Genomic DNA, 22885 nt, shown 5'->3' with positions numbered 1-22885 from the left:
CTCAGCGTAGGAACGCGGCGGCAACGCCCGCGTCAACGGGAATGTGCAGTCCGGTGGTGTGCGACAGCTCTCCGGCGGTGAGCACGAAGACGGCGGCGGCGACGTGCTCCGGCAGCACCTCGCGCTTGAGCAGGGTCCGCTTGGCGTAGAAGGCGCCAAGGTCCTCCTCGGCGACGCCGTACACCGCCGCGCGCTGAGCGCCCCAGCCGCCCGCGAAGATCCCCGAGCCGCGCACGACGCCGTCCGGGTTCACGCCGTTGACCTTGATGCCGTGCTCGCCCAGTTCGGCCGCGAGGAGCCGGACCTGGTGCGCCTGGTCGGCCTTGGCGGCCCCGTACGCGAGGTTGTTCGGCCCGGCGAAGACCCCGTTCTTCGAGGCGATGTAGACGATGTCGCCACCCATGCCCTGCGCGATCATCGCCTTCGCGGCCGCGCGGGCGACGAGGAACGAGCCGCGCGCCATGACACCGTGCTGGACGTCCCAGTCGGCATCGGTGGTCTCCAGCAACGGCTTGGAGATCGACAGCCCGGCGTTGTTCACCACCAGGTCCACTCCGCCGAACGCCAGCACGGCCGCGTCCACAGCCGCCGCGACGGCTTCGCTCGACGTGACGTCCACGGTGACCGGCACGGCGACGTCGGTCGTGCCCAGCGACGCGGCGACCTCCGCGGCCGACGAAGCATCGCGGTCAGCGACGACGACGCACGCGCCTTCAGCGGCCAGCCGCTGCGCGATCGCACGACCGATGCCGGAGCCGCCACCGGTCACGAACGCGACGCGCGCGGCGAGTGGCTTCGGCTTGGGCATGCGCGCGAGCTTCGCCTCTTCCAGCGCCCAGTACTCGATCCGGAACTTCTCCGACTCCGGAATCGGCGCGTAGCGCGAAACCGCCTCCGCTCCGCGCATCACGTTGATCGCGTTGACGTAGAACTCACCCGCCACGCGAGCCGTCTGCTTGTTGGCCCCAAAGGAGAACATGCCGACACCGGGCACCAGCACGATCGCGGGGTCTGCGCCGCGCATGGCGGGCGAGTCCGGCGTCGCGTGCCGCTCGTAGTAGGCGCGGTACTCCTCGCGGTAAGCCTCGTGCAGCTCACGCAGCCTCGCGATCGCGTCGTCGAGCGGCGCGTCCGCGGGCAGGTCGAGCACGAGCGGCGCGACCTTGGTCCGGAGGAAGTGGTCCGGGCAGGAGGTGCCGAGCGCGGCGAGTGGAGCCAGCTTCTCCCGGGAGAGGAAGTCCAGCACCACGCCGGAGTCGGTGAAGTGCCCGACCTGCGCGCGATCGGTGGACGCCAGCCCGCGGATCACCGGGGCCAGCGCGGCGGCCCGCGCGCGCCGCTCCTCGACCGGCAGCGGCTCGAATCCCGGCTTCACCGGGCCGAAAGGCTCAGCTGAGCCACGCGTGTCGATGTACTCCTGCGCGGTGCGGATGATCTCCAGCGAGCGGGCTTCGCACTCCGCGGAGGTCTCGCCCCACGCGGTGATGCCGTGCCCGCCGAGGATCACGCCGATCGCGCGCGGGTTGGCCTCCTTGACCGCGGCGATGTCCAGCCCCAGCTGGAAACCGGGCCTGCGCCACGGAACCCAGACCACCCGGTCGCCGAAGATCTCCTTCGTCAACGCCTCACCGTCGGCGGCGCACGCGATCGCGATCCCGGCGTCCGGGTGCAGGTGGTCGACGTGCGCGGCGTCGACGAGCCCGTGCATCGCGGTGTCGATCGACGGAGCCGCGCCACCCTTGCCGTGCAGGCAGAAGTCGAACGCGGCGACCATCTCGTCCTCGCGGTCCACACCCGGGTAGACGTCGACGAGCGCGCGCAGCCGGTCCAGCCGCAACGTCGCCAGCCCGGCCTCGGTCAGCGTGCCGAGGTCGCCACCGGAACCCTTGACCCACAACAGGTCCACGGGTCCACCCGTGACCGGGTCCGTGGCGGTGCCCTTCGCCGAGGTGTTCCCGCCCGCGTAGTTGGTGTAGCGCGGATCGCTCCCGAGCCGGTTGCTGCGCTCCAGCAGCTCCACAGTGCCGTCGCTCGAACCTGCGAGCAGTTCTTCGGTGGTCATGCTCCCCAACCTGCCTGTGTACCGCCCACGCGGTCGGCCTCGATTCGTTCTTGGTAACCCGAAGCGCGGTAGGCCGCAACCGGGTCCGGGTCCAGCCCGGCCTCCTCGCGCACCTCCCGCAGCAGCGGGCGGACATCGGTGGAGTAGGCGTCCATCAGCACCGCGTTCGCAGCGAGCACGTCACCGGAGTCCTGCGCGGCCGCAAGAGCTTCCGCGTCGACCAGCAGCGCCTTCGCCGTCGCCTCCTGGACGTTGAGCACCGAGCGGATGATCGCGGGGATCTTCGCCTCGATGTTGTGGCATTGGTCCAGCATGAACGCGATCCCCGCCTCGGGCTTCAGCGCGTCGGCGGAGACGATCTCGTGCATGATCCGGAACAGCTGGAACGGGTCGGCCGCGCCCACCATCAGGTCGTCGTCGGCGTAGAACCGCGAGTTGAAGTCGAACGCGCCGAGCCTGCCCGCGCGCAACAGGAACGCCACGATGAACTCGATGTTGGTGCCCGGCGCGTGGTGGCCGGTGTCGATGCAGACCGTGGCCTTCTCGCCCAGCTCCACGCAGTGCGCGTACGAGGTGCCCCAGTCCGGGACGTCCGTGGTGTAGAAGGCGGGCTCGAAGAGCTTGTACTCCAACAGCATCCGCTGGTCGGGGCCGAGCCGGTCGTAGACCTCGCGCAGGGCTTCGGCGAGCCGGTCCTGCCGCGCGCGGATGGAGTCCTGGCCGGGGTAGTTGGTCCCGTCGGAGAACCACAGCTTGAGGTCGCGCGAACCGGTGGCGTCCATGATGTCGACGCACTCCAGCAGGTGGTCGACGGCCTTGCGGCGGACCCGCGGGTCCGGGTTGGTCACCGACCCCAGCTTGTAGTCCTCGTCCTGGAAGACGTTGGAGTTGATCGCGCCCAGCCCCACGCCCTGTTCGGCGGCGTAGGCGGCGAGCTTGCCGTAGTCGTCGACCTTGTCCCACGGGATGTGCAGCGCGACGGTCGGCGCGACCCCGGTCAGCCGGTGCACCATCGCGGCGTCGGCGATCTTCTCCCAGGGGTCGCGCGGCACCCCCGGCTGCGGGAAGACCTTGAACCGGGTGCCCGAGTTGGCGTAGGCCCAGGACGGCGTCTCGATCCGCTGCCCGGCCAGTGCCGCGCGTACCTCGTTGAGCGGTGGCATCTCGCTCCTCCCCCACGGCGCATTGAAAGGTTTCACCACGGTAAAGCCGCGTCGCTCCGAGCGTCAACCCACGCCACGTCAAGGCTCCGGTACTCCGAACCCCCCGAACCCGCACTCGGCCGCCGCACCCGTGCGAGCGCAGGTAACAACTCGGTCAGGGGTGTCTTGTGTGCCGTTGTGGCCGTAGTTACAGTGCCGATTAATACGTTTCATTTTGTGAGCGGGGTCGCACGGCAGTGTCGCCGTTGGAAAGACGAGGAGTCGCCATGACCGCACCCCAGGACGTCCGCGAGGACGACCACACGATCAGCAGGCAGCAGTGGAAGATCTCCGTCCTCGCCGCGATGGCGTCCTATCTGGACGCGGGCTCGATCGTCGCGCTCGGCGCGGGGATGAGCCTTTTCCAGCAGGAGTTGGGGCTGACCAGCACCGGGGTCGGCATCCTCGCGGCGATCGGGCCGAACGCGATCGGCTGCGCGATCGGCGCGTTCATCGGCGGGCGGCTCGGCGACAAGCTCGGCCGCAAGCGGATCTACAAGTGGGACCTGATGGTCTACGCGCTGGGCATCCTGCTCGTCGCGGGGTCCTTCAACGCGCCCATGCTGTTCATCGGCACCTTCATCGTCGGCGTCGCGGTCGGCGCGGACGTGCCCACCTCGCTCGCGCTGGTCGGTGAGCTGGCACCGGCGAAGGGCCGAGGACGGCTGATCGGGCTGACACAGGTGGCGTGGAACCTGGGCCCGGTCGTGGTCCTGGTGCTCGCGCTCGTGCTGACGCCCATGGGCATCACCGGAACCAGGATCGTCTTCCTGTCGCTGTTCGTCGTCGCGGTGGTGACCTGGGCGCTACGCCAGGGCATCGCCGAGTCGGCTCGCTGGAAGACCGCGGTGGCCACCTCGAAGCCTTCTCCTGCCGCCCAGGTCAAGGCGCTGTTCAGCGGCCAGAACCTGCGCGCCCTGGTGTGGACCGGCACCATCTACACCTTCTGGGGTCTGGCCGCGGGCACCGCGGGCATCTTCACCCCGTACATCGTGACCACTCTCGACGCGGGCACGCAGGCCGCCGGTGTCGCGCTCAGCTGCGCGGGCTTCGTCATCGGCATCCTCGCGACGGTCTTCATCTTCATGCGCCTCAACGACCAGAGCTACCAGCGGCGCCGCGCGATGTGGGCGATCGGCTCGCTGATGCAGATCGTGGCGTACGGGCTGTTCCTGGTGCTGCCGTTCACCGTGCCCACGGTGATCGCGAACATCGTGTTGTTCGGCGCGGGCGCGGCGATCGCGGGCGAGCCGACGTACAAGGTGTTCAGCCAGGAGCTGTTCCCGACCATGCTGCGCGGCACCGCGCAGGGCTTCACCTTCGGCGTCGCCAGGGTGCTGCTGGGCATCTGGAGCTTCTTCGTGCCGATGCTGGCCTCGGCCTCCATCGGCCCGGTCGCCGCGCTGCTCTCGGCCTTCCTGTTGGTCAGCGGCGTCGTCGGCTTCTTCTTCATGCCGGACACTGTCGGAAAGTCCCTTGAGGACATCGAGCGGGAGCGTGGCGTCGCGGCATGAGCGGAATCCCTGAGTTGCTGGCCCGGTTCACCGATCCGGCTCCGGAGTACGGACCGCTACCGATCTGGTGGTGGAGCGGGGCGAAGGTGACCAGGGAACGGCTGCGCGAGCAGATGGAGAAGCTGGTCGCGGGCGGGGTCAGGCAGGCCGTGGTGCTCTGCCTGGCCCCGACCGGACCGATGTTCGGCTCGGTGGCCGACGATCCGGCCTTCCTCACGCCCGAGTGGATCGAGTTGTTCGACGGGGCGTGCGCGGACGCCGAGGAGCTGGGCTTCACGCTCTGGCTCTACGACCAGATCGGCTTCTCCGGGGCGAACTTCCAGGGCAGGCTGATCTCGGCCAACCCCGGGTTCTCCGGCCAGGCGCTCTACCACACCGTTGCGGAGACCTCGGCGGAACTGGCGGTCTCCCCACCCGAGGGGCACGAAGCCCTTGCGGCGTACGCGATCCTGCCCTCCGGCGAGCGGACCGCCGTCCCGCTCGCCGGAGGTGCCGCCCAGTGGGCCGGTGGGCCGGCACGGGTGGTTCTCGTCCACAGTGGAGCAAGCGGTTTCGACTACTTCTCCACCAAGGCTTGCGCGGCGCTGCTGGACACCGTGCACGGCACGCTCGAACGCGGTGTGGGCCACTGGTTCGGCCGCAGCATCGGCGGCTTCTTCCAGGACGAGCTGCCCGCGATGCCCACGTGGGGCTCCGACTTCGCATCGACCTTCGCGGACGCGTACGGCTACGACATCATCCCGATGCTGTGGGCCCTGTGGGAGGACGACGCATCACCGGAGGCCGTTCGAGTTCGACGGGACTACCACGCGCACCGCGCTTCCCTTGCGCGGCGCGGGTTCTTCGACCAGCACGACGAGTGGTACCGCTCGCGTGGGCTGATCTGCGGCTTCGACCAGGCGACACCGGCGCGCGAAGGCGATCCGGCCGGTGGTGTGCGGCTGTACGGGGACTACCTCGACACGCACTCCGGGTACGGCGCCCCCGGCAGCGATCACTGGGGCGACGCGAAGGTGCACAGCTCGCTGGCGCACGCCAACGGCCACGGTCGCACCTGGATCGAAGCATTCCACTCCTCGGGCTGGGGTGGCACCCTTCAGGAGACCTACGACTGGCTCGCTCCCTTCCTCAGGCGGGGCGCCAACCTCTACGACCCGCACGCGGTCTATTACTCCACTGTGGGCGGTTGGTGGGAATGGGCGCCGCCGTCGACGTGCTGGCGCCAGCCGTATTGGCCGTCCTACCACGTGTTCTCCACCGCGGTCAGCCGACTGTGCTCGGTGCTCACGGCCGGACAGCACGTGTGCGATGTCGTGCTGCTCTCCCCCACCTCGACGGTTCAGGGACATCTGACCTTGGACGGTCCCCTCCCCGCGGCGCACGAGGCGAACGAGGCTTTCCTCGCGCTCAACGGTGTCGGCACCTGGTTCGCGGAGAAGCGCGGAGTGCTGGAGAAGGCCGGTATCGACCACGACGTGTTCGATGAGGCGACGATCGCCAGCGCCTCCGTCCTCCCCGGCGGACGCCTCCGCGTCGGCGAGGAGGAGTTCCGCACGGTGGTCCTGCCCGCCGTGCACACGCTGCACGCCGCCGCCGCTCACCGCCTGCTGGACTTCATCGCCGAGGGCGGGCGTGTGGTGTGCGTCGGGCGCGTCCCGGAGTTGTTCCTCGACGGAGTGGTGGACGAGTTCCCGGTCACGCTCGTCGATTCCGTGGATGACGTGCCTGCTGCCATCCACAGTGGACCTGTTCGCGTTTCGGCGGATGCGCCGTACTTGTTGCGCCGGGTCGGCGATGCCTACGTGCTCGCGCTGACCGCGCATGACGACGTCAGCGGGACTGCGGCACCCATGCTCGATCTCGGCGAGGGCTACTGGTGGTCGAACGGCGTCGAGTTCGACTGGCAGGGGTACAACGAGCAGCTCCGCACGCGCGGTTACTCCTTCCGCGCGCCGGGCGACCGCGTGGCGCACGTCCAGATTTCGGGCGTCTCCGGTGTGCGCGCGCAGAGCTGGGCTCCCGGGCGCGGCACGCGAACCGAGCTGGCTATCGGTCCGGACGGCAGTTTCGAAGTCCCGTTCGATGACGGCTCCGTCGCTTTGGTGGTCCTTTCCCCTTCGCTTCCCCCGGCCACCGCTGTTCCCTTCGGCGCGGTCGAGTCCGCTGTCGAGATCACCGGTCCGTGGACCGGGCTCGCCAAGTCCACTTTGGACAACTCACGCGGTGACCTGGCGGCCCCGTCCCGCACCGGAGTACTGCCCATCGAGATCTGGCAGCTGTCGCACGGCGTTGAGGATTCGTGGGAGCCCGTTGTCGCCTCCTACGGCCCCTTCGCCTCGGTGCACGACGGCGACGGTGTCTGGCGCCCGGTCGAATGGTCGCTCGCACGCGGAATCCGCAAGGACCCACTGCACTCGGACACCCTGGGTCCCAAGGGACAGGTGCCCGAGGAGTTCCTTGACTGGCGCAATGTTCGCGCGGGTCAAACGGTCGCCGTCCGCACGCACGTCGCCCTCGCCGAAGCGGCGCACTTGGTGGTCGGCGCTACCGCCCCGCGCCGCGTGCTGCTCAACGGCGTCGAACTGCCCGTGTCCGGAGAAGGCCACCAGACCGTGAGCCCGCTCGCGTCCGGCGGTGAACTCATCATCGAACTGACCGCGACGCAATCAGGTCCGCTGCGTGCTTCCTTCGCCGTGGTCACCGATGTCGCCGCGTATCTCCGTCCGGAGTGGATTCGCCCCGACAGCCCCGTGGTCATCGGTGCCACGCATGACATGTCACTGTCGTTCCAGTTGGAGGCTGTCCCCGCCTCGGGTTCCGTCCTGGTCGGTTCGGACGGCGCGTGCAGCGTGCTGATCAACGGTGTCGAGGTCGGCAGGCAGGGCGACTTCAACCCGTATCCCGAGCACCGCGAGATTCGCCTGCACACGTATGACTTGGCGGCGCACCTGCGGGTCGGCTCGAACACCGTCGTGCTCCGCGTGACACACCAGAGCACCCACGGCACCGCCGCCACCCTCGACTCGGCATCGCTCGGGATTCGCAGCGGCCCCGGCTGGACCTCCGCGGTGCAGCGACGCGACCACCGCCGCGACCCGCGCTTCGTGTGCGCCTACCCCCGACCGCACCCGCTTCCCGGCGCTTCCTGGCTCGACCCCGCCGTGTCCTCGTCGGGCGTTGTCGTGCCCGTGATTCCCGACATCGCGCCCGGCCCTCCTCGCACCGAGAAGCTGCGTTTCACCGTCCCGCCCGGCACCGTCTCCGTCCGCATCCCGTCCACTTTGGACATGTACGCGGTGTTCGACTCACAGGAGATCAAGGTCGAGGACGGCGTGCTGCGGTTGCCCTCCCCCGCCCGCGCGGGCGCGTCCGTGACCCTGTTCGTCTCCGCCGTCGACGGTCGCCGTGGTGGCGCCCTGCTGGACGGGCCTCTTGAGGTTTCCGTGGTGGAGGCGGAGTTCCCGTTGGGCGACTGGGCAACGCTCGGCCTGCGCAACCTCGGCGGAGAGGTCCGGTACCGAACCACGTTCACCGCTTCCGCCAGTGGGCGCCGGGTGCTCGACCTGGGCTCGGTGCGCGGGGCGGTGTCGGTCGAGGTGAACGGGTCACCCGCCGGGGAACTGGTGTGGGGGCCGTGGCGGGTGGATGTGAGCGAATTGCTGGTGGAGGGGGAGAATGTCGTCGAGGTAGTCGTTCGGGGGACTTTGGCGGGGTATTTGGATGACGCTTCGCCTACTTCGGGGGTCTACGCGGGGCAGGTTCGGAGTGGGCTTTTCGGGCCTGTGCGATTGTTGTCGGTCGGGTAGTCGGGGCTTCCTTGTCGAGCGAGCGGCTTGTCCAGGACATCGGCTCGCGCTGGGCTCACTCCGCGCCGTCCTGCCCGACCTCGAACTGGAGCAGCCGCGGCGAGGCTTCGAACCCGTAACGGGCGTAAGCCGGAACCGCCCGGTCGCTGGAGTGCACGGTCACCCGCTCAAGGCCCAGATCGCGCGCCCACGACAACACCGCCTCGATCAGCCGGCCACCCAGGCCGCGGTCACGCTCATCCGGCGAGACGTACACGCACTGCACGTCACCCGACGCCCGCTCGAACGCACGCGGATGCGGCACGCGCGGCGTGATCGCCAACCACGCCATACCCATGACCACATCACCGCGGACCAGCACCATGCACCGGTGAGAGGACTCGCTCTCCCGGGCCCATGCCACGAACCGGGGAACGAACTCGTCCAGCGCAGTGCCGGGCGTTCCGTGGATCTCTTGCACCCAACGCCAGCGCAGCTCGGCGACAGCGGCCAACTCGTTCGCCTGGCAGGGGCGGCAAGCGATGTCGTTCATGGCTTCATCCTGGCGTAGAACCACCAACGCACGCGCCCACTTCAGCCACCCTCGTGGTGGTGCGGCGGGGCAGCCAGGTGTCCACCGCGTACCGGCCGGGGCCGATGGCGGCGATGAGCAGGAAGAACCAGCAGTACAGCGCGGAGGAGACGCCGCCGTTCTCCAGCGGCCACAGTGCGACGGGCTGGTGGACGGTGAAGTACGCGAAAGCCATCGAGCCCGAGCACAGCAACGCGACGGGACGGGTGGCGAGGCCGACGAGCACGAGCAGGCCGCCGCCGAACTGGATCAGGGCGGCCCACCAGCCGGGCCACGCGCCGAACGCGACCGCTCCGCCCTTGCTCGCGGCACCGCCGAGGACGCCGAACAGCGAAGCGGCGCCGTGGCAGGCGAACAGCAGGCCGACGACGGCACGGGACAAGGACAAGACAAGGGATGTGAGCTTCGGTGACACGGCGGCGCTCCTCGTTTCACGGTGTTGGGGAAACCCAGGATGGCCACCTGCGGCATTAACGTCCAAGACTCGCGAGCACTGATCTTCATAACCTAGGCTTATTGCATGACGCTGCGTCAGATGGAGTACCTGCTGATGGTGGCCGAGGAGGCTTCCTTCACTCGGGCCGCCGACCGGCTGCGGGTCTCCCAGCCCGCGCTGAGCCAGCAGGTCCGCGCGCTGGAGCGGTCCATGGGGGGCGAGCTGCTGGAACGGCTCCCGGGGTCGGTTCGGCTCAACCCGGCGGGGCGGGCGTTCGCGGAGCACGCGACGGTGGCGTTGCGGGCGGAGCGGGAGGCCCGGCGGGCGGTTCGTGACGTTCTCAGCGTGACGGCGGGAGAGCTGGAGATCGCGACGGTGCTGTCCGTCGCGGTGGGTGTGCTGCCGCCCTCGTTGACGCGGTGGCACCACCAGCACCCCGACATCCCGGTGCGGCTGCGCGAGTTCCGGCACCGGAAGCTCCTCGAAGACGCGGTGCTGGCGGGCTCGGGCGACATCGCGATCGGGCCGCGGCCGAAGTCCTGGCCGGGGCCGCTGGTGGACATCGGCACGGAGCGGTTCGTCCTGGTGATCGCCGAGCACGATCCGGTCCTCGAGCGGGTTCGCCCCTATCGCAAGGGAGCGCCGGCCGCCGCCGCGCACTCGCGTGGCCGCCTGGCGCTGACAGCGCTGGCCGACCACTCGTGGATCACCCTCGACCGCGAGTTCGGGCTGAGCGAGTTCGTGGAAGAACACCTCGGCAAGGCGGGCCTCGCCCCGACGTACGTCCTGCGGACCGCGCAGCTGGACGCGGCGGCACGGCTCGCGGCGGCCGGGGTCGGTGTCGCGCTGCTGCCGGCGAACGCGATCCCCACCGATCTCGCGGGCGTCATGGTCGAGCCCGATCCGCCGCTGACCCGCGATCTCGCCGCGTACGGCCGCGCCGCGTTCACCAACATCGTCAGCGGCTACTTCGACATCCTTCAGCGCACGCCCACGGCGCTGGATCCGCCGTCCGAGCGCCGGTCGCCGTAGAGCGAGGCGAGTTCGGCGCCGATGCGGCCCAGCTCGACCTGAACGGACGGCGGGTCGAGCACTTCGATCATGGAGCCCCAGCCCGCGAGGGTGCGGGCGAGATCCCGTGGTGTGGGGGCGGCGAGCCGGACGCGGGAACGGCCGCCGGGCAGCTCGGCCTCGGTTTCGCAGTGGCGGCCGAAGTGGTCTTGCAGCACCCACACGAACCGCGACTCGACGAGAACGGTCGCCCAGGTGCGCGACCGCTTCTCCTCCACCTCGCCCACAACGGTTTCCCACGCCTGCGCCAGCGCGAAGTCGTCGGGGCGCTCGGCGGGCTCGTCGGTCGGCTCGGCGGCGACGATGCGGTCCACGCGAAAAGTGCGCTGGCCGCGCTCGGTCCCGGCGATCAGGTACCAGATGTCGTCCTTGTCGACCAGGCCCCACGGATCGATCAGCCGCTCACCCCGGTCGCGGTAGGTCAGGCGGACCTTGCGCTTGCCGACCACGGCGGACTGCAACAGGTCGACCAGTTCCGGGCGGTGGCGATCGCGCTCGCCCCAGCGAGTCGGGTCGATCATCGTCGCGGACGCGGCCGCCTCGGCGTCGGCGCGGAAGGTTCGCGGGAGGGCTTGGACGAGCTTGCGCAGCGCGGCCTTGGCCTCGCCGGACACCGCGGCGGCCGGGCCGACGAGCAGGAACAGCGCCTGTGCCTCGGCAGCGGACAGTCCACTGAGGTCGGTGCGGGCGCCACCGACGAGGGACCAGCCGCCACCGCGACCGGGCTGCGGGTAGACGGGGATGCCCGCGGCGGACAGCGCCTCCAGGTCCCGGCGCGCGGTGGCGACGGAGACCTCCAGTTCCTCCGCCAGGTCCGCGGCGGTGACGCGCCCCCGCGCCTGCATCACCAGCAGGGCGGCGACGAGGCGGTCGGCTCGCATGGAAACTCCCCGGGAAAAGTGCTCAGTTGATGAGCACTTTACGGCGAAGGATGGGTTCCATGTTGCGAGGACTCACCACCGTCACCCTGTTCGCCGACGACGTCCCGGCCGCGGTCGCCTGGTACGCCGAACTGCTCGGCGCGCAGCCGTACTTCCAGCGCGAGTTCGCGGGCGCCACCGCCTACGTCGAGTTCCGGATCGGCGACTACCAGCACGAGCTGGGCGTCCTGGACCGCCGCTACGCCCCGCCGGGAACGGCGCGGGGCGCAGTGGGCACGATGACGTACTGGTGCGTGGACGACGTCGAGGGCAGCTTCCAGCGCTTGCTGTCGCTGGGCGCCACCGAGCACCAGAAGCCGACCGAGCACGGCCCCGGTTTCGTGACCGCGTCGGTCATCGACCCGTTCGGCAACGTCCTCGGCGTCATGCACAACGTGCACTACCTCTCCGTGCTGGAGCGGTCATGAACACCGTCTCCGCGAGCACCCCGGCCGAATGGCGCGCGTGGCTGGAGCGGAACTGCCGCTCCAGCAAGGAAATCTGGCTGATCATCCACCACAAGGACAGCAGCACCCCGAGCGTGCGGTACCACGAGGCGATCGAGCAGGCGCTCTGCTTCGGGTGGATCGACGGGTTGCACCGCGGCCACGACGAGAACAGCTCCCGGCTCCGCTTCACGCCGCGGAGCCCGCGCAGCACGTGGAGCGCGGTGAACCGGGAACGCGCCACCAGGATGATCGACCAGGGCCTGATGACCGAGCACGGTCAGGCCCTGGTCGACCTCGCCAAGGCCAAGGGGACGTGGCAGCTGGTGCCGGACTCCGGCGTGCTCCCCGACGACCTCCGTGATCCGCTGGACGCCGACGGGGCCGCGGCGGCGAACTTCGCGAAGTTCCCGCCCTCCTCGAAGCGGCTGATCCTGGAGTGGATCGCGGGCGCGAGGAAGCCGGAGACCAGGCAGCGCCGGATCGAGCAGGCGGTGACGCTCGCCGCGCGGAACATCCGGGCCAATCACCCCCGGGCGAGGACCTCCTCCAGCCGGTGACGCAGTTCCTGGCCGCTGGTGTGTTCGAGCGTGGACACCAGGATCGTCGGCAGCTCCTCCACCGGGCGGTCGAAGTCCCGGGACAGCGCCCGGCCGAGCGCGGGACCGTCGGCGGCCACCTTCAGCTCAGCGGCGACCTCCACGAGCGCCGCCCACAGCCCGGGGTCGTCGACGGCATCGCGGATCGTCCGGATCTTCGGTGCCGCAACGGGATCGGGCACCTCCCACCAGTGCTTGCCGGGCCCGACGAGCTCCGGATCGTTCGCGCCCGGCACGTGCACGATCGCCGAGCTGCCGCCGGGCACCTCGACCTCCAAGGAGAGCGTGCCGTCCTGGCGTTGCCAAGCAACGGAAGCGAGGCCGTACGGGGTCTCGTGGCGGGCTGAGGCGTGGGTCAGTCCGCCGCCGGGCAACGGGCGCACCAGCAGCGAGCGGTAGCCCGGGGCTCCGGGGGCGAGGCCGGCGACAGTGCGGTGCATCCAGTCCGCGACGGCGCCGAGCGCGTAGTGGTTGAAGGAGGTCATCTCGCCGGGGTTGATCGTGCCGTCCGGGAGCATGCTGTCCCAGCGCTCCCAGATCGTCGTCGCACCCATCGTCACCGGGTACAACCACGACGGGCAGCCGCGCTCCAGGAGCAGCCGGTACGCCACCTGCGGCTGCCCGGCCAGGCACAGCGCGTCGGCGATGATCGGAGTCCCTACGAATCCCGTTGCGATGCGAAAACCGTTGGCGCGCACCAAGTCCGCGAGCCGAGCCCCCGCTCCGGCGCGCTGCTCCGCGGTCGGCAGCAGGTCCCACACGAGCGCCATCGCGTACGCGGTCGGCGCGTCACCGACCATGCGGCCGGAGGGGGTCACGTAGGCGCGCGCGAACGCCTCCCGGACCGCGGCCGCGAGATCGCCGTAGTTGCGCGCCTCGTCTTGGCGGCCGAGGACTTCGGCGGCCTTGGCGACGATCGACGCCGAGTACGCGAAGTGCGCGGTCGCGACGATGTCGTGGTCGGTCCTCGCGGCGAACGGGTTGTCCGGCGGTGCGGCTGGGTCGAGCCAGTCGCCGAACTGGAAGCCGCCCGACCAGATGTGGTCCGGCCCGGCGAGCGCCGCCTGGCGGTCGACCCATGCGCGCATGCTCGCGAACTGGTCGGCGAGCACGCGGACGTCGCCGTAGCGCTGGTACAGCGTCCACGGCACGATCGTCGCGGCGTCCCCCCAGGCGGCGGCGCTCGGCGCAGGCTCGCGGAGCACGTCGGGGACGACGAACGGAACACAGCCGTTCCTGTACTGGTCAGCCGCGAGATCACGCAGCCAGGACGTGAGGAACCCGGCGCTGTCGGCGAGGAAGGACGCGGCCGGGCCGAAGACCTGGATGTCCCCCGTCCAGCCCAACCGTTCGTCGCGCTGCGGGCAGTCCGTCGGCACGTCGAGGAAGTTCCCGCGCATCGCCCGCCGGACGTTCTCGTGCAGGGTTTCCAGGTCCGGCTCGGAGCAGCTGAACCATCCGGTCGCGGGCAGATCCGACGACAGCACAACGGCTTCGAGGTCGGAGGGGTCGAGCCAGCCCACTCCGTCGACCTCCGCGTAACGGAACCCGTGGAAGGTCAGCGACGGCTCGCACACCGCCGCGCTGTTCCCGGTGAGGAGATAGCGGTCGGTCGCCTGGGCGGAGCGCAGCGGCCTGGTGCCCAGTTCGCCGTGTTCGAGGACCTCGGCGTGCCGAACGGTGACTTCTGTCGCCCCGGCGTGGACGCGGAGCCGTACCCAGCCAACGAGGTTCTCGCCGAAGTCGGCGAGGAGCTTGCCCGAGGGCGAAGTGGTGACCGAGACGGCGGGAACCGTCGCCACCGCGCGCACCGGCGGGCCGAGCGGCGCTTCGAGACGGCGGAAGTCGAAGTCGAGCACTTCGACACTGTCCTCTGTGGACTCGACGCCGCGCAGGTCCGTGGTCTGACCGTCGTAGAGGTCATCGGCGAGGACGTGGCTCGACCGCGCCGTCCACGTGGTGTCCGTGCCGAACACGTGCTCCGAGCCGTCTTCGCAGGCGACCTCGAGCTGAGCGAGGAGGGCGAGGCGGTCGCCGTAGTGGGCGCGCTTGCCGTGCCAGCCGAGCCGTCCCCGGTACCACCCGTTGCCCAGCAGGACGTCGATGTCGTTGTCCCCGGCCCGCAACAACGACGTCACGTCGTGCGTGCGGTAGCGGAGGCGGTGCTCGTAGGAGGTCCAGCCGGGGTCCAGGTGGATGTCGCCGACGCGGTCGCCGTTGATCGACGCGACGTGCACCCCGAGCGATGTCATGTGCAGGCGTGCGCGAACCACCTTGTCCGGTAAGGAGATCCGGCCGCTGAACACGGGGGCGGGATCACCGATCCGGCCGATCGTGCAGGGTGTGATGAAGCGCGCTGACCAGTCTTCGGGGTGCAGCAACGGGGTTTCGAAGGTCGTGGGCTCGCTCCAGTCGGAGTCGCTCGCGCGCACCCGCAGGCTGCCCCGGAACCGGGAGGGCAGCGGCGGGAACGGCCACGGGACCAGCACCTGGTCGGCGCTGCCCAGCCGGTGCCGCCGGACCTGGCCGGAGGCATCGGTGAGTTCCAGTTCCGTCGCGGACGCCTGCCAGCTCAGCCGCGGTTCCGGGGTGCCGACGACCACCGGCTTCCGGCGCGGGAGGTGCTCGATGCGGACGGCACTCGGCTCAGCCATGAACTCGCCTCCAGCGCTTTGGAACGTTTCAAATGCCGGGTGTGACGGTACGATGGCGCAGGGCGGCCGTCAAACATGGGCTGTTGCGCACGTTTCAGAGTGGGACGCGGGGGGCTACGTGGCGGGTCCGGGAACACCGAGCATGAAGGACGTCGCGGCGCGCGCCGGGGTGTCGCTCGGCACCGTCTCCAACGTCCTGAACAAGCCGGACCGGGTGAGCGTGCAGACCCGCGACCGGGTGCGCGCGGCCATCGAACAGCTCGGCTTCGTGCGCAACGAGACCGCGCGCCAGCTGCGCTCCGGGCACAGCAGGACGTTGGCGTACGTGGCGCTGGACTCCGGCAACCCGTTCTTCACCGACGTCGCCGAGGGCGTGCAGGACGCGGCCGAGGCGTCCGGGCTCGCGGTGTTCCTGTGCAACAGCCGGGAGGACGGCGGGCGGCAGGACTTCTACCTCGACATGCTGGAACAGCAACGGGTCGAGGGCATCCTGATCACGCCGACCGACAACGCCACCGACCGCCTCGACCGCGTGCGCAAGCGCGGCATCCCGGTCGTCGTGGTCGACCGCGACGCGGGGCCGGACTTCTGCTCGGTGACCGTCGACGACGTGGCGGGCGGGGAGCTGGCCGCCACGCACCTGTTGGAGGCGGGGCACCGCAAGCTCGCCTACATCGGCGGTCCGATGACCATCGGCCAGGCCGCGGACCGGCTGACCGGCGCGCGCAAGGCGGTGGCGGCGGTCCCCGGTGCCGAGCTGGTCGTGCTGGAGACCGCCGCGCTGAACGTGGCCGAGGGCCGCCGCGCGGGCGAGCGCCTGGCCGGGCTTCCCGGTTCCCGCCGGCCGACCGCCGCCTTCTGCGCCAACGACCTGCTCGCGCTCGGGTTGTTGCAGCGCATGGTGCGGCTCGGCCTCGACGTGCCGGGCGACCTGGCGATCGTGGGCTACGACGACATCGAGTTCGCCGAGGCGGCGGCGGTGCCGTTGACCTCGGTCAGCCAGCCGCGCCACCTCCTCGGCCGCACCGCCGCGGAGCTGCTGCTGGACGAGGCCGCCAGCGACCCCGCGAAGCACCGCCACAGGCAGGTGGTCTTCTCCCCCGAGCTCGTCGTCCGCGCCTCCACCGCGCTCCGCCCCGGCACCTAGTCCGGGTCAGAACATCGGGTTGGTGGGGTGTTCGGGGATCTCCTGGACGACGTCCCAGTGCTCGATGATCTTGCCGTCCCGGAGGCGGACGATGTCGACCACGGCGGAGCCCCGGCTCTCGGGGGTCAGGCGCATGTGGCAGTGCGTGATCACGAAGTCCCCGTCGGCCAGCACCCGCTTGAAGTCCAGGCGCAGTTCGGGGAACTGGCCGACGAAACCGCTCAGGAACTCCGCGGAGCCGGCGTACCCGGCGGGGGCGTGCGGGTTGTGCTGGATGTAGCCGGGGTGGAGGTGGGTCGCGATCGCCTCCGCGGGCCGCCGCTCGTTGAAAGCCAGGTCCAGGAAGTCCTGGACGGTCTTCTTGTTCGCTTCGTTCATCGTTGTCTCTCCCCTTGTCACCACGGGACGACGTCGTCGTAGCTCCAGAACACGCCGCTCGGGCCTTCCGCGCCGAGCAGGGCGAGCCGGATCGGGGCGACGGCACCGTCCGCCGGGGTCCTGGTACCGCGCGGGAACGGCGACGCCGTGTTGAGGTCGGTCGCGACGAGGCCGGGACTGACCGCGTTGACGAGAATCCCGTCCTGCCGCAACGCGTTCGCGTAGAGCAGGGTGATCGCGTTCAGCGCGGACTTCGACGAGCTGCAGGCGAGCAGGCCGCGCTCGGCGATCGGGTTGCCGGGCTCGCTGAGCAGGCTCAGCGAGCCGAGCGGGCTGGACACGTTGACCACGCGTCCTACCGGCGCGCGGCGCAGCAGCGGGATGCACGCCCGGGTCACCGCGACGACGCCGAAGACGTTGGTCTCGTACGCCTGTCCCATGAGTGCGGCGGAGACCTCGGTCGCCGCAACGCTCCGCTCGACCACCACTCCCGCGTTGTTGACGAGCACGTCCAGCCGCCCGCACTCCGCGTCGATCACCGCGACCGCAGTGTCCACTTCGGACTGGTCGGTGACGTCGAGCCGGAGGACCCGGACGTCTCCCGTCATGTCGTCGGCGGCCTTCTCGCCGAGTTCGGGATCGCGCGCGCCGAGGTAGACGGTCATCCCCTCCGCAGCCAGCCTGCGCGCGATCTCCTTGCCGATCCCCTTGTTCGCGCCGGTCACCAGCGCGACTCCATCGCTCATGCCATCACTTCAGCAGCGCGGCCCTCCACAGGGGAAAGACCGGTTCGGTCCGTGCTTATACCCTCGCGGTATGGATGACGTGGAGGTGCGGGAGCTGCGGTACTTCCGGGCGGTCGCCGACGAGCTGAACTTCTCCAGGGCGGCGGTCCGGCTCGGCATCGCGCAACCCCCGCTGTCCAGGGCGATCCGGCAGCTCGAACGCCGCATCGGGGTCCAGCTGTTCGTCCGCGACACCCGTCAGGTCGCGCTCACCCCTGCCGGGCACGCGCTGCGCGCGGAGACCGCGCGGGTCTTCGACGCGGTGTCTGCGGCCGTGCACCGGACGCGCCGCGCGGGCCAGGCAACGCCGACTGTGGTGGTCACCGCGAAGGCGGGAGTGGCGACCGACCTGCTGCGCCGGATCGTCCGGAGCTACGCGGAACTGCCGGGGGCGGAGGCGGTGGAGATCGTCGTCAGCGGTTACGGCGAGCAGGCCGCCATGCTCCGCGACGGACGCGCGGACCTGGCCCTCATCGGTTCTCCCGCCGAGCACGCGGGTTTCGACGCCGAACCGCTGTGCACCGAACCCCGCGTGGTCGCTCTGCCCGCCGGGCACGAACTCGCCGGACGCGCGACGCTCAGTTGCCGCGATCTTGTCGGCCTGCCGATGCCGCAATGGCCGGGCGCCACCCCGGCGGAGCGCGCGTACTGGGCGGGTCGCGACTACGACCTGCCCACGCACGGTCCGGAGATCCGGGACAGCTCGCAGCTGCTGGAGAACGTCGCGCTCGGCCAGACCGTCGCGCTCATCCCGTCGTCCCTCGCCGAGCACAACCCGCGGCCGGACATCGCGTATCGGCCAGTGCTCGACGCGAGCCCGTACACCACGGTGATCGCGTGGCCCGCCGGCTCGACCGCGCCGTGGATCGCCCGCTTCGTCCAGGTCGCCAACAGTCAGCTCGTGACGACGGTGATCGAGGGTCCTTCTTCGCCGTAGCGGGGAATCCAGACCTGATAGCTGTGCGCGGGAGCTTCACGCTCACGCCAGTAGCCGCCGATCTTGTGCACGATGTCCCAGCGCACCGTGTAGGACTCGCGCGGCCGGAGCGGGACCCCGGACGCGGTCGACTCCACGTCGACGAAGCCTGCGCGGGGTTCGGTGACGACGTGGTTCCACGAGAACGCCCAGCGGTGCCCGGTGCTCCGCTCGACGACGCTGGTCTGACCGTCCACCTGCGCGCTCATGAAGGCGACCCGGGCCGGTTGCTCGAAGTGCCACCCCGAGTCGTCGCGGTACTCGATCGCGAGGCTGCTCGTCGCCCGGAGCACCCGCGCCTCGTCGACCCGCACGCACAGCCGCAGGGCGAGCCGGGATCGTTGATCACTCGAGTAGTAGTGCGGTTCCGTTGGGGCGCAAGACAAATCCGGAGCACTCGGCGCGGGGGTGAGCGCCGTGGCCATCAGGACGGCCAGAGCCGTGGCACGCATGGGCCCAGGCTCGCACAGGGCCGGCGGGCGCTGCCTGGCAAACACCCGACTTGGGGGACCGCCGTCCGGGAGTCCTCCCGCCACCGGGGGACCATGCTGGAGCGGTGCTGAACCGACGAGGACTCGTGCTGAACCTGGTCGCCGCGGCCGGCCAGCCCGTGCTGGTGGTGGGACTGCTCGCGGGCGCCGACCACGTCGCCGCGCACTGGCCCGACAGTGGCTGGACCGGGGCTGTGAGCGTCATCCTGCTGGTGCTGACCGGCCTCACGTGGCTGGCGGGCATCGTGCTGGCGGCGAATCCCCTGATCGTGTTCGTGGGGGCGGTCGCGTCGATGGTCGCGATGAGCGCGGTGACGTCCAGCATCGACGACACCGCGCTGTACGACCGCGGCGTGCGCACCATCTGCGATGTGACGGCAGTGGACAGACGCGTCGAGACCCGGTCGCACTACGACGCCAACGGCACGTGGTCGACCTCGACGACGGCCTACTACGACCACCGGCTCCGCTGTGACGACGGGCCGATCGAGAAGATGACGCTGCTGTCGCGCGCCGCGGAAGCCGGACAGCGGTTGGAGATCACTTTCGACCCGCTGCTGAAGGTGAACCCGGTTCCGGCGGACACCGTCACCGACGGCAGCGGATCACAGCAGCTCGCGCTGATCGCCACCCTCGTCGCGGTCCTGACCCGCGTCGGCGGAGTGCTGTGGAGCCGTTGGTAGGTAAGGTAGCTGAGCATGAGCGGCGATCCGGTGTGCTGGCTGTCGCGCGTGTGCCCCGAGTGCGGTCTGCTGAGCGAACGCGAGCCACCCGCGGAGTGCGAGCGGTGCGGCGCGGCGATCCCCGCTCCCGACGAGGAGTGATCCCTCAGTCGTCGAGCGGGAGCCCACCGTGGATCAGCTCACGCGCTCGGCCGAGTCCCTCGTCCCAGAGGTTGACGTGCATGCCCGCCACGACACGGCCGTCGGCGATCCAGAAGGCTCGGAAAGCGCGACCGGCGACGTCTCCACGGGTCACGACGCGGTCGTAGCCGCCGGGCGCGAACCACCCGGTGAACTCCATGCCGACGTCGTACTGGTCGGAGAAGAAGTACGGCAGCTCGTCGTAGCTGATGTCGTTGCCCAGCATGGATTTCGCCGCCGCCTGGCCGCCGGCGATCGCGTTGCCCCAGTGCTCAACGCGCAGCCGCCTGCCGTACTGCGTGCTCGGGACGGCAGCGACGTCCCCGGCCGCGTAGATGTCCGGATCGCTGGTGCGGAGGCCCGCGTCGACCACGATGCCGTCTTCGACGGTGAGTCCCGCTGCTTCGGCGAGCTCGGTGTTCGGCCGCGCGCCGATGCCCGCCACCACGACGTCCGCGTTCGGCTTGCCGGGCAGGCTCTCGCCGAAGCGGAACTCAACGCCCTCGGCGCGGTGCAGGTCGGCGAAGAAGCCACCGATCTCCGGGCCCAGCACGGCGTGCAGCGGCGTCGGCGCGGGCTCGTAAACGGTGACGGGACAGCCCTTCGCCCGTGCGGCGGCGGCGATCTCCAGTCCGATCCACCCCGCGCCCGCGATGGCCACGCTGCCGCCCGAGCCCAGTGCTTCGCGCAGCCGGTCGGAGTCTTCAAGGCGGCGCACGTAGTGCACATCGCCGTCGATCGGCAGCCGCCGCGGTGACGCCCCTGTCGCCAGCAGGAGCTTGTCGTAGCGGATGCGTTCACCGGAGTCGAGTTCGACCTCGTGCGCGGCGCGGTCCAGACCGACCACGCGCTGCCCGAGCCGCAGGTCCACGGAGTTCTTGTCGTACCACTGCGCGTCGTGCACGTGGACCGCGTCGCGCTCCTGGTCCCCGAGCAGGTAGCCCTTCGACAGCGGTGGCCGTTCGTAGGGGCGCTCGGTCTCCTCGCCGATGAGGACGATCTGCCCGGTGAAGCCCTCTTCGCGCAACGTCTCGGCGGCCTTGGCGCCGGTGAGCCCGGCGCCGACGATCACGGCGTTCACGCTCCCACCCCAGCCAGCGCGAAGAACTCCTGCCGGGACCGCAGGTCCTCGCGGAGCACCCCTTGCAGCGCCGAGGTCACCGTCCGCGATCCGGAGGCCCGCACCCCGCGCAGCGACATGCACATGTGCTCCGCCTCGATCACCACGCCGACGCCCTTGGGCGCGAGGTGGTCCTGCAGCCAGTCGGCCACCCGCTTGGTCAGGCGCTCCTGGACCTGAAGGTCCCTGGCGAACAGCTCGACGACGCGGGCGAGCTTCGACAGCCCGAGAATGCGCTCACCGGGCAGGTAGCCCACGTGGGCCACACCGTGGAAGGGCAGCAGGTGGTGCTCGCACAACGACTGCACCGGAATGGACTTGGCCAGCACCAGCTCGTCGTAGCCCTCCTCGTTGGGGAAGGTGGTCAGGTCGAACTCGCGCGGCGTCAGCAGCTCGGCGTAGGCGTGCGCGACCCGTCTCGGCGTGTCTGCCAGGTGCTCGGAGTCCGGGTCCCGACCCAGGGCGACCAGCAGGTCGGCGACCGCGCGCTGAGCGGCGGCCACATCCACACCGGTGCGCCCGTGCAACACGCGCAGCTGGGCGGTCATGGGTTCCTCCTTCTATCACCAACTCGCGCTAACCTTAGAAGGGTTCGCGAAATTAAGTCAACAAGAGTGGGTTTTAGAATGACGAGGGCGTCAGAGGTCTCCGCCATCGCCGCACTGGACGAACCGACCCGGCGGCGGCTCTACGACTACGTGGTGCGCCAGGCAGCGCCGGTGAGCCGGGACGAGGCCGCCGACGCGGTGGCGCTGCCGAGGACGACGGCCGCCTTCCACCTCGACAAGCTCGCCGCCGAGGGGCTGCTGGAGGTCGTCTACGAGCGCCGCACCGGCCGCAGTGGACCCGGTGCCGGGCGCCCGGCGAAGCTGTACCGCCGAGGCCCGGAGCACATCACCGTCTCACTGCCGGAGCGCCACTACGAGCTGGCCGCACGGCTGCTGGCGGACGCGATCGCCGAGGCGCAGGAGACCGGCGAGGCACCGCGCACCGTGCTCGAACGGCGCGCGGGCGAGCTGGGCAGGCAGTGGGGCGCGGAATCGTCCACTGTGGACGAAGCGCTGGAGCGGTACGGGTTCGAGCCCAGGCGCGCCGGTCCGGTGACCGCGCTCGGGAACTGCCCGTTCCACAGCCTGGCCAAGCACCACACCGCGATGGTGTGCGGGATGAACCTGCACCTGTTGAACGGGCTGCTCGAAGGGATCGGCGCGACGGACCTCAGCGCACGCCTGGAACCCACCCCCGGGCACTGCTGCGTCCGGCTGCACGCATCATGTCGGGGTGACGATGAGCGAACGCCCGACGCCGCCCCTGAACGCCGATGAACGAGCGACGTTGGAGGGCTGGCTCGACTTCTACCGCGCCACCCTGGCGCTGAAGTGCGCCGGGCTGACCGAGGAGCAGCTGCGCACCGCCTCCGTTCCGCCGTCCGCGCTCACCCTGCTCGGCCTGGTGCAGCACATGGCCGAGGTCGAGCGGAACTGGTTCCGCCGCGTCCTCGCCGGTGAGGACGCCCCGCCGATCTACCCGGCAGCCGAGGGCGCGGAGGGCCACGACGGCGGGTTCGAGCTCTCCGACGAGATCACCTTCGACACCGCCCGCGCCACCTGGGAGGCCGAGATCGCCGCGGCGCGGACCACCTGCGCGGTGAAGGAGCTGGGCGACACGGGCTCGTTCCGGGGCGGGGAGTTCAGCCTGCGCTGGATCTACACGCACATGATCGCCGAGTACGCCCGGCACAACGGCCACGCCGACCTGATCCGCGAACGCGTCGACGGCGCCACCGGCGTGTGAGCCGGCGGGGTGGTTGCGCACCGAATGAGTCATTCAGGCGTCAACCGTGC

22 protein-coding genes are annotated in these 22885 nt (G+C 70.4%); 11 read left to right on the top strand and 11 right to left on the bottom strand.

What is annotated here, in order from left to right:
- Nucleotide 1: 1 nt before the first annotated feature.
- A complete protein-coding gene (locus tag BLT28_RS03895) occupies nt 2-2062 on the bottom strand; it encodes a bifunctional rhamnulose-1-phosphate aldolase/short-chain dehydrogenase (protein WP_052407437.1) in 2061 nt (686 codons plus the stop codon).
- Nucleotides 2059-3225 carry an L-rhamnose isomerase gene (gene rhaI / locus BLT28_RS03890; RefSeq protein ID WP_030430191.1) on the bottom strand — a complete coding sequence of 389 codons (1167 nt, stop codon included), beginning with the start codon at nt 3223-3225 and terminating at the stop codon, nt 2059-2061. Before rhaI ends, BLT28_RS03895 begins: the two co-directional genes overlap by 4 nt.
- A 266-nt stretch (nt 3226-3491) precedes the next feature.
- Here rhaI and BLT28_RS03885 point away from each other — a divergent pair, with 266 nt between their 5' ends.
- Nucleotides 3492-4778 (top strand): MFS transporter, encoded by a 1287-nt coding sequence (locus BLT28_RS03885; protein ID WP_030430192.1) that lies wholly within the window; start codon nt 3492-3494, stop codon nt 4776-4778.
- Nucleotides 4775-8584, top strand: coding sequence for a hypothetical protein (locus BLT28_RS41655; protein WP_043811927.1), 3810 nt, complete (start codon nt 4775-4777; stop codon nt 8582-8584). The genes BLT28_RS03885 and BLT28_RS41655 overlap by 4 nt, the downstream gene beginning before the upstream one ends.
- A gap of 55 nt (nt 8585-8639) precedes the next feature.
- On the opposite strand, the gene BLT28_RS03875 is transcribed toward BLT28_RS41655, so the two are convergent.
- Entirely contained in the window at nt 8640-9116 is a 477-nt protein-coding gene (locus tag BLT28_RS03875) for a GNAT family N-acetyltransferase (RefSeq protein ID WP_030430194.1), read from the bottom strand.
- Nucleotides 9117-9120: 4 nt separating this feature from the next.
- Nucleotides 9121-9570 (bottom strand): DoxX family protein, encoded by a 450-nt coding sequence (locus BLT28_RS03870; protein WP_052407438.1) that lies wholly within the window; start codon nt 9568-9570, stop codon nt 9121-9123.
- Nucleotides 9571-9675: 105 nt separating this feature from the next.
- Here BLT28_RS03870 and BLT28_RS03865 point away from each other — a divergent pair, with 105 nt between their 5' ends.
- Entirely contained in the window at nt 9676-10623 is a 948-nt protein-coding gene (locus BLT28_RS03865; protein ID WP_030430196.1) for a LysR family transcriptional regulator, read from the top strand.
- Here BLT28_RS03865 and BLT28_RS03860 read toward each other — a convergent pair.
- Nucleotides 10572-11543 (bottom strand): helix-turn-helix transcriptional regulator, encoded by a 972-nt coding sequence (locus BLT28_RS03860; protein WP_052407439.1) that lies wholly within the window; start codon nt 11541-11543, stop codon nt 10572-10574. The two genes, BLT28_RS03865 and BLT28_RS03860, sit on opposite strands and share 52 nt — an antisense overlap.
- Before the next feature lie 59 nt (nt 11544-11602).
- On the opposite strand from BLT28_RS03860, the gene BLT28_RS03855 reads away from it, so the two are divergent.
- Complete coding sequence (locus BLT28_RS03855) at nt 11603-12010, top strand: VOC family protein (protein ID WP_030430198.1); 408 nt, start codon at nt 11603-11605, stop codon at nt 12008-12010.
- Nucleotides 12007-12588, top strand: coding sequence for a YdeI/OmpD-associated family protein (locus tag BLT28_RS03850; RefSeq protein ID WP_030430199.1), 582 nt, complete (start codon nt 12007-12009; stop codon nt 12586-12588). Before BLT28_RS03855 ends, BLT28_RS03850 begins: the two co-directional genes overlap by 4 nt.
- Here BLT28_RS03850 and BLT28_RS03845 read toward each other — a convergent pair.
- Nucleotides 12555-15281: a family 78 glycoside hydrolase catalytic domain gene (locus BLT28_RS03845; RefSeq protein ID WP_030430200.1), complete on the bottom strand. Its 2727-nt coding sequence runs from the start codon at nt 15279-15281 to the stop codon at nt 12555-12557. The genes BLT28_RS03850 and BLT28_RS03845 overlap by 34 nt on opposite strands.
- 142 nt (nt 15282-15423) lie before the next feature.
- Between BLT28_RS03845 and BLT28_RS03840 the strand changes: the two genes are divergently transcribed.
- Nucleotides 15424-16428, top strand: coding sequence for a LacI family DNA-binding transcriptional regulator (locus BLT28_RS03840; protein ID WP_043811930.1), 1005 nt, complete (start codon nt 15424-15426; stop codon nt 16426-16428).
- Between the two features lie 6 nt (nt 16429-16434).
- On the opposite strand, the gene BLT28_RS03835 is transcribed toward BLT28_RS03840, so the two are convergent.
- Together BLT28_RS03835 and BLT28_RS03830 are read right to left on the bottom strand one after the other, a co-directional pair.
- The gene (locus tag BLT28_RS03835) at nt 16435-16806 is read right to left on the bottom strand and encodes a nuclear transport factor 2 family protein (RefSeq protein WP_030430202.1); all 372 of its coding nucleotides are present in this window, start codon (nt 16804-16806) and stop codon (nt 16435-16437) included.
- Nucleotides 16807-16823: 17 nt separating this feature from the next.
- Nucleotides 16824-17552, bottom strand: coding sequence for an SDR family NAD(P)-dependent oxidoreductase (locus tag BLT28_RS03830; protein ID WP_030430203.1), 729 nt, complete (start codon nt 17550-17552; stop codon nt 16824-16826).
- 70 nt (nt 17553-17622) lie between these two features.
- On the opposite strand from BLT28_RS03830, the gene BLT28_RS03825 reads away from it, so the two are divergent.
- Nucleotides 17623-18528, top strand: coding sequence for a LysR family transcriptional regulator (locus BLT28_RS03825; RefSeq protein WP_052407440.1), 906 nt, complete (start codon nt 17623-17625; stop codon nt 18526-18528).
- Here the strand turns inward: BLT28_RS03825 and BLT28_RS03820 are convergent.
- Nucleotides 18486-19019 carry a hypothetical protein gene (locus BLT28_RS03820; protein ID WP_156051038.1) on the bottom strand — a complete coding sequence of 178 codons (534 nt, stop codon included), beginning with the start codon at nt 19017-19019 and terminating at the stop codon, nt 18486-18488. The genes BLT28_RS03825 and BLT28_RS03820 overlap by 43 nt on opposite strands.
- Nucleotides 19020-19123: 104 nt before the next feature.
- On the opposite strand from BLT28_RS03820, the gene BLT28_RS03815 reads away from it, so the two are divergent.
- Entirely contained in the window at nt 19124-19741 is a 618-nt protein-coding gene (locus BLT28_RS03815; RefSeq protein WP_030430206.1) for a hypothetical protein, read from the top strand.
- Nucleotides 19742-19756: 15 nt separating this feature from the next.
- The gene (locus tag BLT28_RS42390; protein WP_269459629.1) at nt 19757-19882 is read left to right on the top strand and encodes a hypothetical protein; all 126 of its coding nucleotides are present in this window, start codon (nt 19757-19759) and stop codon (nt 19880-19882) included.
- Between the two features lie 4 nt (nt 19883-19886).
- On the opposite strand, the gene BLT28_RS03810 is transcribed toward BLT28_RS42390, so the two are convergent.
- Nucleotides 19887-21002, bottom strand: coding sequence for an NAD(P)/FAD-dependent oxidoreductase (locus tag BLT28_RS03810; protein WP_030430207.1), 1116 nt, complete (start codon nt 21000-21002; stop codon nt 19887-19889).
- The gene (folE, locus tag BLT28_RS03805) at nt 20999-21589 is read right to left on the bottom strand and encodes a GTP cyclohydrolase I FolE (RefSeq protein ID WP_030430208.1); all 591 of its coding nucleotides are present in this window, start codon (nt 21587-21589) and stop codon (nt 20999-21001) included. Before folE ends, BLT28_RS03810 begins: the two co-directional genes overlap by 4 nt.
- Before the next feature lie 78 nt (nt 21590-21667).
- Here folE and BLT28_RS03800 point away from each other — a divergent pair, with 78 nt between their 5' ends.
- Together BLT28_RS03800 and BLT28_RS03795 are read left to right on the top strand one after the other, a co-directional pair.
- Nucleotides 21668-22366: a helix-turn-helix transcriptional regulator gene (locus tag BLT28_RS03800; protein WP_052407441.1), complete on the top strand. Its 699-nt coding sequence runs from the start codon at nt 21668-21670 to the stop codon at nt 22364-22366.
- A complete protein-coding gene (locus BLT28_RS03795) occupies nt 22329-22835 on the top strand; it encodes a DinB family protein (RefSeq protein ID WP_156051040.1) in 507 nt (168 codons plus the stop codon). Before BLT28_RS03800 ends, BLT28_RS03795 begins: the two co-directional genes overlap by 38 nt.
- Nucleotides 22836-22885 lie beyond the last annotated feature (50 nt).

The organism is Allokutzneria albata (assembly GCF_900103775.1).
Classification (GTDB): Bacteria; Actinomycetota; Actinomycetes; order Mycobacteriales; family Pseudonocardiaceae; genus Allokutzneria; species Allokutzneria albata.
Note: the sequence above shows the minus strand (reverse complement) of the source record. Positions and strands in the feature narration are given on the sequence as shown.

Excerpts from the sequence above, each read along its gene's own strand:
- BLT28_RS03855 (WP_030430198.1), top strand. The coding sequence starts at position 11,603 with ATGTTGCGAGGACTCACCACCGTCACCCTGTTCGCCGACGACGTCCCG.
- BLT28_RS03800 (WP_052407441.1), top strand. The coding sequence starts at position 21,668 with ATGACGAGGGCGTCAGAGGTCTCCGCCATCGCCGCACTGGACGAACCG.
- BLT28_RS03840 (WP_043811930.1), top strand. The coding sequence starts at position 15,424 with ATGAAGGACGTCGCGGCGCGCGCCGGGGTGTCGCTCGGCACCGTCTCC.
- BLT28_RS03795 (WP_156051040.1), top strand. The coding sequence starts at position 22,329 with ATGAGCGAACGCCCGACGCCGCCCCTGAACGCCGATGAACGAGCGACG.
- BLT28_RS41655 (WP_043811927.1), top strand. The coding sequence starts at position 4,775 with ATGAGCGGAATCCCTGAGTTGCTGGCCCGGTTCACCGATCCGGCTCCG.
- BLT28_RS42390 (WP_269459629.1), top strand. The coding sequence starts at position 19,757 with ATGAGCGGCGATCCGGTGTGCTGGCTGTCGCGCGTGTGCCCCGAGTGC.
- BLT28_RS03820 (WP_156051038.1), bottom strand. The coding sequence starts at position 19,019 with ATGCGTGCCACGGCTCTGGCCGTCCTGATGGCCACGGCGCTCACCCCC.
- BLT28_RS03830 (WP_030430203.1), bottom strand. The coding sequence starts at position 17,552 with ATGAGCGATGGAGTCGCGCTGGTGACCGGCGCGAACAAGGGGATCGGC.
- BLT28_RS03875 (WP_030430194.1), bottom strand. The coding sequence starts at position 9,116 with ATGAACGACATCGCTTGCCGCCCCTGCCAGGCGAACGAGTTGGCCGCT.
- BLT28_RS03845 (WP_030430200.1), bottom strand. The coding sequence starts at position 15,281 with ATGGCTGAGCCGAGTGCCGTCCGCATCGAGCACCTCCCGCGCCGGAAG.
- BLT28_RS03865 (WP_030430196.1), top strand. The coding sequence starts at position 9,676 with ATGACGCTGCGTCAGATGGAGTACCTGCTGATGGTGGCCGAGGAGGCT.
- BLT28_RS03895 (WP_052407437.1), bottom strand. The coding sequence starts at position 2,062 with ATGACCACCGAAGAACTGCTCGCAGGTTCGAGCGACGGCACTGTGGAG.
- folE (WP_030430208.1), bottom strand. The coding sequence starts at position 21,589 with ATGACCGCCCAGCTGCGCGTGTTGCACGGGCGCACCGGTGTGGATGTG.
- BLT28_RS03850 (WP_030430199.1), top strand. The coding sequence starts at position 12,007 with ATGAACACCGTCTCCGCGAGCACCCCGGCCGAATGGCGCGCGTGGCTG.
- BLT28_RS03825 (WP_052407440.1), top strand. The coding sequence starts at position 17,623 with ATGGATGACGTGGAGGTGCGGGAGCTGCGGTACTTCCGGGCGGTCGCC.
- BLT28_RS03885 (WP_030430192.1), top strand. The coding sequence starts at position 3,492 with ATGACCGCACCCCAGGACGTCCGCGAGGACGACCACACGATCAGCAGG.
- BLT28_RS03860 (WP_052407439.1), bottom strand. The coding sequence starts at position 11,543 with ATGCGAGCCGACCGCCTCGTCGCCGCCCTGCTGGTGATGCAGGCGCGG.
- BLT28_RS03835 (WP_030430202.1), bottom strand. The coding sequence starts at position 16,806 with ATGAACGAAGCGAACAAGAAGACCGTCCAGGACTTCCTGGACCTGGCT.
- rhaI (WP_030430191.1), bottom strand. The coding sequence starts at position 3,225 with ATGCCACCGCTCAACGAGGTACGCGCGGCACTGGCCGGGCAGCGGATC.